Origin of the sequence: Sporomusa sp., assembly GCF_035561255.1 — a bacterium.
Taxonomy (GTDB): domain Bacteria; phylum Bacillota; class Negativicutes; order Sporomusales; family Sporomusaceae; genus Sporomusa.
The window spans coordinates 1-12,895 of record NZ_DATMXX010000010.1; the positions used below are offsets into that span (position 1 = coordinate 1).

The 12,895-nt window shown below is 45.4% G+C and carries 16 protein-coding genes; all 16 read right to left on the reverse strand.

All coding sequences use genetic code 11. The features are described from left to right. Positions 1–462 (reverse strand): flagellar basal body-associated FliL family protein (locus VN379_RS00570; protein WP_422663614.1); only part of this gene is annotated, 462 nt, incomplete at its 3' end. A 70-nt stretch (positions 463–532) separates the two neighbouring features. Continuing rightward, entirely contained in the window at positions 533–730 is a 198-nt protein-coding gene (locus VN379_RS00575) for a flagellar FlbD family protein (protein WP_144350100.1), read from the reverse strand. A 169-nt stretch (positions 731–899) separates the two neighbouring features. Next, the gene (locus VN379_RS00580) at positions 900–2,741 is read right to left on the reverse strand and encodes a flagellar hook protein FlgE (protein WP_325529729.1); all 1,842 of its coding nucleotides are present in this window, start codon (positions 2,739–2,741) and stop codon (positions 900–902) included. Between the two features lie 87 nt (positions 2,742–2,828). After that, complete coding sequence (locus tag VN379_RS00585; protein WP_325529731.1) at positions 2,829–3,230, reverse strand: TIGR02530 family flagellar biosynthesis protein; 402 nt, start codon at positions 3,228–3,230, stop codon at positions 2,829–2,831. Further along, positions 3,230–3,634 carry a flagellar hook capping FlgD N-terminal domain-containing protein gene (locus tag VN379_RS00590; protein ID WP_325529733.1) on the reverse strand — a complete coding sequence of 135 codons (405 nt, stop codon included), beginning with the start codon at positions 3,632–3,634 and terminating at the stop codon, positions 3,230–3,232. The genes VN379_RS00585 and VN379_RS00590 overlap by 1 nt, the downstream gene beginning before the upstream one ends. A 14-nt stretch (positions 3,635–3,648) precedes the next feature. Beyond that, positions 3,649–5,175, reverse strand: coding sequence for a flagellar hook-length control protein FliK (locus VN379_RS00595; RefSeq protein ID WP_325529735.1), 1,527 nt, complete (start codon positions 5,173–5,175; stop codon positions 3,649–3,651). Between the two features lie 32 nt (positions 5,176–5,207). Next, complete coding sequence (locus VN379_RS00600; RefSeq protein ID WP_325529737.1) at positions 5,208–5,831, reverse strand: magnesium transporter MgtE; 624 nt, start codon at positions 5,829–5,831, stop codon at positions 5,208–5,210. 18 nt (positions 5,832–5,849) lie between these two features. Continuing rightward, positions 5,850–6,383 carry a lytic transglycosylase domain-containing protein gene (locus VN379_RS00605; RefSeq protein WP_325529756.1) on the reverse strand — a complete coding sequence of 178 codons (534 nt, stop codon included), beginning with the start codon at positions 6,381–6,383 and terminating at the stop codon, positions 5,850–5,852. Continuing rightward, positions 6,383–6,844: a flagellar export protein FliJ gene (gene fliJ, locus VN379_RS00610; RefSeq protein WP_325529739.1), complete on the reverse strand. Its 462-nt coding sequence runs from the start codon at positions 6,842–6,844 to the stop codon at positions 6,383–6,385. The genes VN379_RS00605 and fliJ overlap by 1 nt, the downstream gene beginning before the upstream one ends. 21 nt (positions 6,845–6,865) lie before the next feature. Continuing rightward, the gene (gene fliI / locus VN379_RS00615; protein WP_325529741.1) at positions 6,866–8,179 is read right to left on the reverse strand and encodes a flagellar protein export ATPase FliI; all 1,314 of its coding nucleotides are present in this window, start codon (positions 8,177–8,179) and stop codon (positions 6,866–6,868) included. After that, positions 8,176–8,916: a FliH/SctL family protein gene (locus VN379_RS00620; protein ID WP_325529743.1), complete on the reverse strand. Its 741-nt coding sequence runs from the start codon at positions 8,914–8,916 to the stop codon at positions 8,176–8,178. Before VN379_RS00620 ends, fliI begins: the two co-directional genes overlap by 4 nt. After that, the gene (fliG, locus tag VN379_RS00625) at positions 8,909–9,919 is read right to left on the reverse strand and encodes a flagellar motor switch protein FliG (RefSeq protein ID WP_325529745.1); all 1,011 of its coding nucleotides are present in this window, start codon (positions 9,917–9,919) and stop codon (positions 8,909–8,911) included. The genes VN379_RS00620 and fliG overlap by 8 nt, the downstream gene beginning before the upstream one ends. A gap of 17 nt (positions 9,920–9,936) precedes the next feature. Continuing rightward, positions 9,937–11,487, reverse strand: a complete 1,551-nt coding sequence (gene fliF, locus VN379_RS00630) for a flagellar basal-body MS-ring/collar protein FliF (RefSeq protein ID WP_325529746.1) — start codon at positions 11,485–11,487, stop codon at positions 9,937–9,939. A gap of 91 nt (positions 11,488–11,578) precedes the next feature. Beyond that, complete coding sequence (gene fliE, locus VN379_RS00635; protein ID WP_325529748.1) at positions 11,579–11,881, reverse strand: flagellar hook-basal body complex protein FliE; 303 nt, start codon at positions 11,879–11,881, stop codon at positions 11,579–11,581. Positions 11,882–11,891: 10 nt separating this feature from the next. Further along, positions 11,892–12,326 carry a flagellar basal body rod protein FlgC gene (gene flgC / locus VN379_RS00640; protein ID WP_325529750.1) on the reverse strand — a complete coding sequence of 145 codons (435 nt, stop codon included), beginning with the start codon at positions 12,324–12,326 and terminating at the stop codon, positions 11,892–11,894. A gap of 2 nt (positions 12,327–12,328) precedes the next feature. Then, a complete protein-coding gene (gene flgB / locus VN379_RS00645; RefSeq protein WP_325529752.1) occupies positions 12,329–12,742 on the reverse strand; it encodes a flagellar basal body rod protein FlgB in 414 nt (137 codons plus the stop codon). Positions 12,743–12,895 lie beyond the last annotated feature (153 nt).

Sequence of the window (12,895 nt, forward strand, 5' to 3'; positions counted from 1 at the left end):
GGTTATATAGATATCATAAACCCGTTCTTCACCAAGTGTTTTATTGATTTCATTTTTTAGCATCTCTTTTAACTGGTCTTGTTTAACAGGATCGAAGTCTTCAATTTTTTGTGACCTCAGGGCATAGACAGCTGTATCTAATATCCTAATTTCTTCAGGTGAAGGCAGTTTCCCCTCTTTAGGAGTTGCGTTCTTATCTGGTTTTAACTCTACAATTAGACCAATTTTAAGATAACGGCCACTATTTACCCCGCCGATGTTGAGAATAAGACCTTCTTTAGCGTCGCCAAGCTTGATAAATTGTCCAGGGTCACGCTGGGAAATCTTTTTGTCTGTCGTTTTATCAGCCACAACTCTGGTAGCAATCAAGTACGAAATACCACCGGCTAAAATTAAGCCAACCACAATGAGTATGATAATAACCATCATCGACATTTTTTTCGGTTTTTCCTCTTCAGCCACTGGCACACCTCCATTACAGCGTATTTGTTAATCGCAGCAGGTATTACTTTTCAAATCGACCTGCCATTGACTAGCGTGTGTTTCTAAATAAAGAGCGGCGGTACTCCATTACCTTACGGACAATTTCATCCATTGACTCTTCCACAATCAGTTTCTTGCCGCTGGTTAAGGTTATCATTGTATCAGGAGTTTCTTCAATCGTCTCAATCAGTTCGGCATTTACAACAAAATCACAGCCCTGAGATTTTAATTTGGTTACCTTTATCACACCTATCCCCCCCCCTAATTACTATTCTAAAAGAAAACACGGCTTGTGCCGAGCCTTCGGCAAAAACAGCATCCCGCGGTGGCCCTGATCCAGCAGAAAGTTAACCTTGCCGCCGGGAAAAAATAGACAGCATAGGGGGAGGTACTCCCCCCCGCTGCCTTACAATTGCCTATCGTTTGAGGTTGGCTAATTCCTGCAACATTTCATCAGATGTAGTAATAATCTTGGAATTGGCCTGGAAACCACGCTGGGTAACAATCATCTCACTGAACTCCTGTGCCAGGTCAACATTAGACATCTCTAATGATCCGGGGGTAAATTTTCCCCGGCCGCCGGTTTCACTGGAGCCAATCTGGGGTTCACCAGAGTTGTTGGACTGGGAAAACAGACTGTCGCCCGCTTTATTGAGGCCGCCGGGATTATTAAATACCGCCAGCGCAACCTGGGCAAGCGTCTGGTTCTCACCATTGGTGAAGGTGCCGATAATAACGCCGGACGGATCAATTGTCACTGTCTTCAGCGTTCCCGAGGCATACCCGTCCTTGCCGGTGGCCTTGGCTGACGATTCCCCGCCATACTGGGTCAGGGCGGAAAAATCAGGGGTCACGGTAAAAGCCCCGGCCCCGGCATAGGGTCCGCCGGCAGGATTAATGGTCATTGTATTGATGGTACTTGTCTGATCATAGGAGCCATCTGCCTTAAATCTGATAGTGGAGGGTGTAGTCGTAATATTGGCTACAATTACCCCTGAATCCTCCACTGTACCGTTAGGTGTAAAGCTCCAGGTATTATCACCAGTTTTCATAAAAGTACCTTTTACACTATAAGGATTTCCCTGTACGTCATATACAGTAATTGAGGTTGGAACTGATGAAGAAATGCCATACGCATCTAAAACATCCTGTGCGGCTTTGGTGGCGGTAGTGGCTGCTGTTGCGGCATTGGCGGCGGCGGCGGTAGCCGCAGTGGCGGCAGTGGTGGCGTTAATGGCAGCAGTACTTGCTTCACTGGCTGCAACTGATGCGGCACTTGTTATAGAGCCTTCGGCGGTAACAGCGGCAGCAACTACATCAGCTGGCGTTGCGGTTGCGGCAACCAAACCGTCTGTTTCAGTTTTTAATGCATCGGCATCATTTTTTGCAGTTGTTGCTAAACCTAATGTCGCCGGCGACGATGCCGTTACTGCGGCTTGAGCAGCGCTTACAGCGGCGGCTACAGCCGCAACAACTGCGGCTTGTGTTCCTGTCCCTGCAACTAAAGCATCTGCCGCATTTTTCGCAGCCGTCATCGCGAGTTTAGCGGCATCTATAGCAGCCTTGGCAGCATCGGCAGTGGTTTTGGCAGTGTCGGCAGCGGTTTTGGCGGCATCGGCAGCAACCTTATTATTATCGGCGATAACTTTAGCAGCATCAGCAGCTACTTTGGCAGCATCAGCATTTGCTTGCTCAGCCGGTGTGCCGATTGCTTTGGCCCCAGCCGATAAGTTATTTGTATAGGTAATCTTGCTTGATACCTGGGCTGCCATCGACTTGCCAACAGGGACCTGAATGCCGGCCGGATCCTGCTTACTGTCAATAACCCCGTTAGCATCGGCTTTCCAACCCATTACCTTATAGCCACTGCCAGGCACGATAAAATTACCTTCTGTGTCAAAATCAAAAGCCCCGGCCCGGGTATATACCTGGTTCTGGCCGTCACTCAAAACGAAAAATCCCTGGCCGGAGATGGATAAGTCGGTCTGTTTGCCGGTCGGCTGCGGACTGCCGTCCGTAAAGATTGTATCAATACTGGCTAAACTCATCCCCATGCCAATCTGCATCGGGTTGGTACCGCCTTTAGTGGCGGTGGCTGAAGAAGCCCCCTGGATGGTTTGGCTTAACATATCCTGAAAAGTTACCCGGCTGGCTTTAAAACCCACGGTATTAACGTTAGCAATATTGTTGCCAATTACATCCATGCGGGTCTGATGATTTTTCAGACCGGATACACCGGCAAATAACGAACGCATCATAGTAAACACAACCTCCCAAATAAATAAGTATGGACAGGGCTGCTTCAATCAGTCAGCAGCCGCGGGCTTCCTTAAGAGGTCCAGCCCTCAAATAATTACGGCACTGTCAATGTTGGTAAATACATTGTCTTTAATGCTGGCGCCATCAATAGCGGTAATAACCGTTTTATTCTTGACACTGACAACAAACGCCAGATTATCACTCATGAGAATCAAAGATTCTTTAGCGCCTTTTTGCGCTGCCTTATCAACCGCCTGGTTGAGCTTGCTGAGCTGACTGCTATCAAGCTGAATCTTCCGGCTGTTTAAACGCTGCAGAGCATGCTGGGAGAATTTCACACCAGCGATTTCCTGTTCCAGAATCTGGTTGAAACTAGGGCCGGCAGTTATCTTGTTCGGGTTTAATCCACCGGGTGATGCGGCGGGGTTACTGGGCGAAACTGCAGGATTGAGCGGCTGATAGGGGCTATAAATTCGGTTGTCGGACATTAGGCGGTGGTACTTTTAGGTACTTGCACAGAGACTACCTGGCTCAAATCAAGAGCCATATCACCAATAATCAGTTTAGGCTGCCCTTCAATCAACCGCACAGACTCAACGGTCCCAGTCCACTCCTCAGCATTGCCATCAAGCCAGTTTACCTGCATGCCTATTAAACCACTAGCCTGCGACATAGCCATTGATGAATTCATATTTTGCATCTGCTCCAGGCTGGAAAACTGGGCCATCTGAGCGATAAATTCCTTATCCTCCATGGGGTTCATCGGGTCCTGATATCTAAGCTGTACAGTCAGCAGTTTCAGAAAATCATTTTTGCCAAGATCATCGTTTTTCTTGCGGGTAGCATCGGCACTGTTTGTTGTGGTTTTACTGCCAACACCATATACATCCATGTAAGAAACCTCCTTTAAATACGATAATCAACACCTGCCAGGCCACCGGTGCCATTCATTTTCCCGGCTTCCGTCTCCGCCACAATCGCCTCGACAAACTCGCCGGCATTTTTTTTGTTAGTAAGTTTAACGAATTGCTGACGTGAATTGCGCTCCTGGTCATGATTGGGTAAAAACTGGCTTAAGCCGGCATAAACACCCACATTCTCCACTTTTAGGCCATTATTGGCTAAATCCTGTTTAAGCTGGGGCAGGGACGCTTCAATGATACTGCGTACTTCGGGATTGTTGGAATGGAAACTGGCATTAATTGCCCCGTTCTCGACAACTACTTTCAGGGTAAGCTCACCCAGATGTTCCGGTTTCAGTTTTATGACCATTTCCGTGTTTTGCAGTTTGGTAACAACCCGGGATTGCTCAACAATCTGGTCGACAACCTGATAAATATCAGTCGCCGGGCCGTTTGGCAGCTTACCGTCCGCAACATTACCCGCAAGAGCATCATTTTTAGACAATGCGGTTTCCAACCCGTGCATGAAGAGATGCGGCAAGGCTTCTGTATTCGGATTAGCTTTCACATTTTGCGTAGATAATGCCTGTTCAAATAAAGCTGAGTCTGCTAAACTTTCTTTTTTTCCCTCACCAGCATTCTGATTGGAAGTCTTCCCAGGGGAAGTCACAGCAGTAACGGGAAGTACTGGCTGTTGTTCAGCATCATTGAGTACTTCTGCAGTTTTTTGCTCTGTTGCCCTCACTGCATCTTTATTTTGGCCTGCAAGTGCTATCTGCGGCACTTCGGGCTGAGCAAGATCTGCTGCTGCAGGGGCTGCCGGGTCTGCGGCAGGCTCTTGCTTATTGATTAGTCCGGCAAGTACTAGGTTAACCGGCTGCTGCACCTGGGCAGACTGCACGCTGGCCGGCATTACATCCAGGTTCTGATTGCTTAAACTAACCGCATCACCCAAAGTCTCTTCGGCAGCAGTAGTCACCATTGGTTGCTTTGCCGGTTGAGCTGGCAATACCGGGACTGACAAACCTGCTGCCGTTGTTTGACTGACGCCGGTTACACCGGCAGCGGCAGCGGCATCTGTCAATTCTGTCGTGAGAGCAGGCTCAGCAATGGCTGCAGGCAACTGATAGGCGCCTGGAGCGACTAAGAGGATCTGAGAAAATAGATCGGTATTATTTATAGCCATCGCACTCTGTCCAAGCTGCGCCAGATCCGTCTGCTCGCTGTCTGTTTGCTCCGCCTCCGGCTCCCCGACAGGTTTTGCCAGCGTTTGGCTGTTAGCCATATTGCCGTTTTTCTTAACAGGGTTTGGTATGCCGCCGGGCAGCATAGAGTTGCTAACCTGCTTATTATCATTGGTGTTTGGGAGATCTTTTTCCGCGGCCAGCGCTTTGTCTGATTTAGCGACTGATCCGCTAAGGGTATCACTAAACGACTTTTGCTGACTGTTAGATCTGGCTGCAGTATTTTTGCCTGACACTGCCGGCTTTGCCGCTGGTTGGGCAGGCAGCATATTCTGAGCTGGATTCATTTTATCACCTCCTTTCATAGTTTTCATTTATGTTAAAGATTTGGCAATTGAGCCCGGCCTTTAAGCATATCCTGAGTAAGACTGGCTGCACGTTTTGAATCAAACAATGCCAGTATCTTAGCCACCTGCTCATCTTCCATTTTACTAAAAATTGCCAGGACAGTAGGATCATCAAGGTCTTTCATAATGGCTGTGGCTTCACCAGGTTTCATACTACCATACAAACGGGAAAGTTTCGAGATGCGCTTATTTTCATCCTGTTGCATAAGCTTAGCCTGTTTTTCTAAATCCTCTTTGGTTATCAGGTTCGGGTTAATTACCCGAGGCACAGCGGAGAGATCATTTGATTGCTGCGTCTCAGCCCGATTGGGTTTAACCTGGACCTCATCCTGTACGGACGTCCCCTCTTCGGCAAGTTCCACAGTTTCAAAGTTAGTCTTTGGAAAGTAACTGCCAATCACCGGATATTGGGCTAAATTCATATCACTAGCTAATTTTTCTACATCAATAAGCTTTAAATAAACCCCTGCAGCAAAACCCATAGTGATTAAAATTAATAACGTTACGATAATGGCCATAAATTTAAGCCCAATACCTGAGTTAGACTGAGGCAACTGTTTAGGATTTGCAACAGGTTTTTTTTGTTTTTCAGCCATAATTAGTCATAGGCTCCTCTACTTAGCCAGCGATAATACCCTGGCCACATAGTTGCGTGTTTCACTGTACGGAGGAACACCGTTATAGTTCTTTACTGCCTGTGGCCCGGCATTATAGGCAGCTACAGCTTTAGTAACATCACCGGCAAACATAGTAAGCATCTGTTTAAGATAACGGACACCACCATCAATATTCTCACGTGGGTCGTTAATATTACGTACCCCTAGTGAACGGGCAGTTTCCGGCATTAGCTGCATCACACCTATAGCACCAACAGGTGAAACAGCCTCAGCTGTTAACCCGGATTCAGCCTCGGCTACGGCCATGGCCAGCTTAGGATCAACACCATGTTTAGCAGCCGCCAGGTGAATCATTTTTGCAATGTCACCCTGCTTTGCATTCGGCCGGGTTGATGAAACGTCTTGTGGCTGGCCAATTGCCGTACTGAGTGCCCCGGCAAATTCACCGGTTACTGCCTTTCCCTGATCTGCCGGCGAAAAGCGCTGTTGGATCTCAGCTATCCGTTGAATAACCTGATTTACACTTTGTATCACTTTAGTCCCCTCTCTTTGCTACGCACAAAAGCCTGCGTTCCAAGCTCATCAAGAATCTTTTGTTCTTCCTGCAGTAATTCTTCATTATATTGGTCTAAACACTTTTTTTGCAGGTTACTAACAAGCTTCCTTTGCTGAATTGCACCCTCAAGCTCTGTAAGGCATTCCTGCTGATATCCGGCTGCTTTAGCTACCTGTATTTTTTGCTCACTAATTAGTCTCTTAATCTTATCGATGTAATAGCTAAATGTCTTAAGAGTTTCAATAGTTGAACTGCCTGAAGACTGCTTTTGGCTGAGCAATGTAAGATTAGACGCTAGTTGATTTTGAAATATCCCTAACTGTTCATGCTCCTTGTTTAAACGCGTAGTTGCCTCAGCAAGCTTGATTTGAGCCTGTTCTTCCTGCATTTTACGAAATTTTAATAATGTATCAAGACGGAACCGGAATTTTTTCATGTCCGACCATCCTTACTATCTTTACGCAACAAGCCGCTTGAGTCGTTCAATTGTTTCCAATACCGGAGTATTCTCATACACATCTTGTTGAAGGAAACTTTTTATACCATCAATAACTTCGATTGCCTTGTCAATATTAGCGTTGCTGCCACGGGCATATGCGCCAATATTGATTAAGTCTTCAGCCTCACGATATGTAGCAAGCAGACTTCGTAAACGTTGAGCACACTGCACATGCTCTTTTTCAGCAATTTCCAGCATGACCCGGCTAACACTAGCTAATACATCAATAGCCGGATAATGGTTTTGTGCTGCTAGATTACGGGATAAAACGATATGACCATCCAAAATACTACGAACAGCATCTGCAATTGGTTCATTCATATCATCGCCATCAACAAGCACCGTATAAATTCCGGTTATTGATCCCCGGTCACCAGTCCCTGAACGTTCGAGCAATTTAGGCAACATAGCAAATACTGAGGGGGTATATCCCCTGGTAGCCGGAGGTTCACCAACCGTCAAACCGACTTCACGCTGGGCCATAGCAAACCGGGTCACAGAGTCCATCATAAGCATAACATCCATACTCTGATCACGAAAATATTCAGCAATCGCGGTAGCTGTCATAGCTCCCTTGAGCCTGACCAAGGCCGGTTGATCAGAGGTAGCAACAACCACAACCGAACGTTTTAGCCCTTCTTCCCCTAAATCACGTTCAATAAACTCCCTCACTTCTCTTCCCCGCTCCCCAATAAGAGCAATTACGCTAATATCAGCTTCTGTGTTGCGGGCAATCATTCCAAGCAAGGTACTTTTACCAACACCACTGCCAGCCATTATGCCTATCCGTTGTCCACGCCCCAGGGTTAAGACACTGTCGATTGAACGAACACCCACAGCAAGCTTTTCTGCAATTCGCCGGCGGGTCAATGGCGGCGGCGGCATAGCACTAAGAGGATATTGAGTATTGCTAATAAGCGGCCCTTTACCGTCAATTGGATTACCCAGCCCATCCAAAACCCGGCCCAAAAGCTGGCGTCCAACATTGACTTTAAGCATTCTATGGGCAGAAACCACTTCACAGCCTGGTCCAATCCCCTGCATTTCACCAACTGGCATCAAAAGAACACGGTTTTCTCTAAAACCCACAACCTCAGCAGGAATTGGTTCACTTTGATTGCGGGGATGGATATAACATAATTCTCCCAGATTTACATTAGGTCCCTGAGACTCAATAACCAAGCCAATAATCTGAGTAATTTTGCCATTAAGCTTCATCGTATCTGTACCATAAATAGCTGATAAGTATTTAGTAGAATTAAATATGCTCATGGCAATGTTTCTCGAATGGCTTTGTGAACCATTTCCAGTTTTGTATCCAACTTAGCGTCAACAGTCCCCAAAGCAGTGTCAATCACACAACCTCCCCCAGGAACAATATGGTCAGCACATACATTAACAGCATGTTCTCTTCCTACCATAAGCTGCAAATCCCGTTTGGCCATTAATACCATCTCATAATCTTCAGGGTTAACTCTTATAACAATATGATCCTGATCACGAACTTTCCCTAAAGCTTCTTTTACTATCGGGAGTATCGTTGCGGGGTTTTCTTCAAGCTCCCGCGCCAGTACTTTGCCAGCTACGGCCAGGGCAATCTCAACGACTTGCCGTTCAGCATCAATCATCAGGTGATAGGCCTCTTGCTCTGCCACTTTTATAATACGGTCAGCTTTTTCAAGGCTTAGCTGCATTGTTTGCTGCATATCAGCAAGTGCCGCCTGATGCCCTTCATCAAAACCTGCCTGGTAACCTTGGCTATGCCCTTCTTCCCGGGCCTCACGAGCAAATTCCTGGGCTTGGATTTTAGCATCAGCTAGATATTGGTCAGCTGTAACATGGGCTTGCGCAATAATACTTTCAGCCTCGGCACGCACGTCATCCAGGCAGATATCTGGTTCTGCAGGCAGCTCCGGTACCACTTCAAGCACCGGTTCAGGTGCTGGCCGATATTTAATAATCACAGGCGCAGTTCTTTCAAATAGTACACTTTTTAGAATCTTAGACAATGATTTCGTCTCCTTTACCACGCGAAACAACAATCTCGCCTGATTCTTCAAGACGACGAATATTATTAACAATTTTTTGTTGAGATTCTTCAACATCTCTTATACGGACTGGTCCCATGTATTCAATCTCTTCTCGGAGCATCTCAGCAGCACGTTTAGAAATGTTCTTGTAAATTTTATTAGCAACTTCACCTGACGTTGCTTTGAGCGCCAATGCCAAGTCTTTGTTGTCAATCTCTCTAAGTACAAGCTGAAGTGATCTGTCATCAAGCAGCACAATATCCTCAAAGACAAACATCCGTTTCTTAATTTCCTCTGCCAGTTCAGGATTCTGCACTTCCATATTCTCAATAATTGTGCGCTCAGTAGTCCTGTCAACCCGATTAAGAATCTCGACTATCGAATCAACGCCACCAGCCGCTGTAAAGTCCTGAGTTACCAGTGATGACAGTTTGCGCTCTAAGATTCTTTCAACATCGCGGATAACATCTGGTGATGTACGGTCCATTGTCGCAATACGCCGGGCAACATCTACCTGCCGTTCAGGCGCTAATGCCGAAACAATGGCTGCTGACTGTTCAGGTTGAAGATATGCCATAATTAGTGCAATGGTTTGTGGGTGTTCATTCTGAATGAAGTTAAGTAATTGACTTGGATCAGTTTTGCGGGCAAAATCAAAAGGCCGTATTTGGAGACTTGTAGTCAGGCGGTTAATAATTGATACCGCTTTTTCTGCTCCTAATGCCTTTTCCAATACTTCGCGGGCATAATCCAAACCACCATTGCTAATATATTCCTTAGCTAAACACATTTGATGAAATTCAGTTAGTACTTTATCTTTTTGTTCTTGGGATAATTTGCGTTGATTAGCAATTTCCAGCGTTAACTTTTCTATTTCGTCTTCACGCATGTGTTTTAGTATTTGGGCCGAGATATCTGGACCTAAAGCGATTAATAAAATTGCTGCTTTTTGTTTGCCTGTCAATTCGTTTGACTGGTACATGGCCTAGACCCCTCCCACTATTCTTCTGCCAGCCAAGTCTTGATCAGCTGAGCAACATCTTCAGGTCGCGATTTTGCATATTTCTCAACAGTACTTCGTTGTTCGGCCCGTTCTTTTTCCTGAGCAGTCAGTTCCTGAATCGCAGCCTGTGCCTCAACATCAGCAAGAGGCTGCGGCTGAATAGCAAGGGCCTCGACAAACTCAGCTTCTTGTTCACGACGTTGAATACGCCTTCGAATCAAATAAAGTATGGCTATAATAGCAATAATGATAAGTCCCACTTTAACCATAAGCGCCTGTTGTTGTTGTTTAGTATTTTCTTCTTCATCTTTTCGCTGCTTATCTGCCAGTTCAGTGCTGAATTGAATACTTTCTACAGCGACACTATCGCCGCGAGAGGGGTTAATTCCAATCGCACTGGCTACTGTTTTACTCAGGCTATCCTGTTGAGGCTTAGGCACTGCCGCATCAACAAGAACAGCCACAGTTACCCTTTTAATAGACCCTGGGGTACTTACCACTTTTTCTTTGGTTTCATTTATTTCATAGTTACGTGTTACTTCTTTTTTCTCATAATTGGATTGAGAATTATTGCTGGTTACATACCCTGGAATGTTAGAGGTAGTGCCGGGAACACCGCCCGGGGCACCCGAGTTGCCTGTATAATTTTCGTTCACTTCCTGAGAACTGCGGATGATACCTTTATCATCGACAACAGGTTCGAAAGTCTGCCTGTCCATAGTACGTTGATCAAAATTGAGTTCAACATTGACTCTGGCAGCTGCTTTACCTATTCCCAGTGTCTGATCAAGTAAAGATTGAACATTTTTTTGCAGATCGTCTTGAACCTTCTTTGTCATTTCAAACTGAGTCAAAGTCGTCGTGCCTGCCATCTGTGCTTCTTCCGACTGATCGTTCAAAACCCGGGCAAGATTATCAACAACAGTAATGTTCTCCGGCTTCAAGCCTTGAACACTATGACCCACCAGGTTAACAATGCCTTTAACCTGTTGTGGTGATAATTTGGTTGATGGTTTAAGCTTAAGCATAATAGAGGCCGTAGCAGGCTTCTCGCTTTTTTTATAGAGGCTGTCTTCAGACATGACAATATGAACCCTGGCTTTTTCCACTTCTTCCATCTGCTCAATCGTCCGGGTGAGTTCCCCTTGGATAGCCTGCAATAACTGAACCTTATTTTGGAACTCAGTTGCACCAAATTTATTCTGTTCAAATATTTCAAACCCTTTGTTTCCCCTTGGCAAACCCTGGCTGGCTAAATCAAGCCGAAGTTTGTGTACATCTTTGGATGGCACTAAAACTACAGTGCCATTACTGCCAGTTTGAACTTCATAAGGAACTTTCATTTCTTTTAACTTCGCAGTAACTTTACCTGCATCTTCGGCCTCAAGAGTAGTAAATAAAGGCACATTATCAGGGCGGCCGCCCCACCAGTAGCTCCAAGACAGAATAGCTAAAAATATGCATGCGGCTGTACCAAGAATAATGTACCTGTGTTTATTATTCATATTTTGCCAAAGGCGCAGAGACTGTTCTTTCAAGTCAGCCATGTCTCCACCCTTTCAGTTAAGGAAAAGTAACTCAATAAATATATTAGACAAAAGGTATTCTCGGTAATGCGGGCCCGTTTTCAGTTCAGCATTACACCTGCATCCTCATTACTTCCTGATAAGCGTCGACAACCTTATTGCGAACCTGCATTGTAAGTTGCAGCGCAATCGATGCTTTTTCAGCGGCAATTGTTACCTCAGCTACGTCCTCAATTTTACCTGCAGCAAGATTTAGTGATGCCTGCCGAGATTCGCCCTGCAGATTATTAACGCTCGTTAACGCATCTTTCAAGTATTCACCAAAAGCCTTTTCTGGCTGTTGGGAGCTGTCAACCGCACTTGTTCCGGTTAGCGTACCCTTCACAGGCAACATTTTTAAAGCTTCAATTTTCATGTCTATTCTCCTATCTTCCTATATCCAAAGCCTTGGCAGCCATGCTTTTAGCTGCGTTGACCGCCGCTACGTTAGCCTCGTAAGCTCTTGAAGCAGTAATCATATCAACCATTTCAGTGACAATATTCACATTTGGCATTTCTACATATCCCTCGCGGTTAGCATCCGGATGATTCGGATCATACATAAGTTTAAGCGGAGCATTGTCTTTAATAATACCGGTTACCCGCACACCATCGCCTGCATCAACTTGACGGGAAAGCATCTGACTAAAAGAGGCCTGACCAGAACGTGGTTCAAATACTACCATTTGTCGATGATAGGCACCGCCATCAGCTGTTCGGGTAGTATTAGCATTGGCTATATTATTAGAGATAACATCCATACGCAGGCGCTCGGCTGTCATGCCCGAAGCGGCAGCATCAATAGCCCTGAACAATCCCATAATTAGCGTCTCCCTTCATTAATCGCAGACTTAATTCCCGAAAAATATTTACTCAGTTGTTGAGCAATAGCATCATAATACATAGAATTTTTGGACAGGTTGGCCATCTCACTGTCTATATCTACATTATTGCCATCATTTCGTAGTGAGGTAGTAGTAATTGTGTTAACAGTAGGTTTGATGTCCATCATCCCTGATTTTAGAGGCATGTGGCGTTCGTGAGTCCGGGCAAGCGGCTTACTGTCAGTACTCAATGCCAATTCCAATTGATCCTCAAAACTTACTTCGCTTTTTTTAAATTCCGGGGTATTTACATTCGCGATATTGTTACTGATTACTTTATGGCGAAGTGAGGCTGCGCCCAACGCTTTTTCCAATATCGAAACCTGTGTTGATTTTAAAAGTGAGTTAAGCATTGCTGCCCTCCTGTTGATTTTAGATACATTCATATTGTTATTAACGGTACTTGAGATCTTTAATATTATGCATATTTCTACATAATACGCAAAATTCCTCTAAAAATCTGCTTAAGTTTTATAAATAGGGCCAAAGTCCTACCGGTATATATG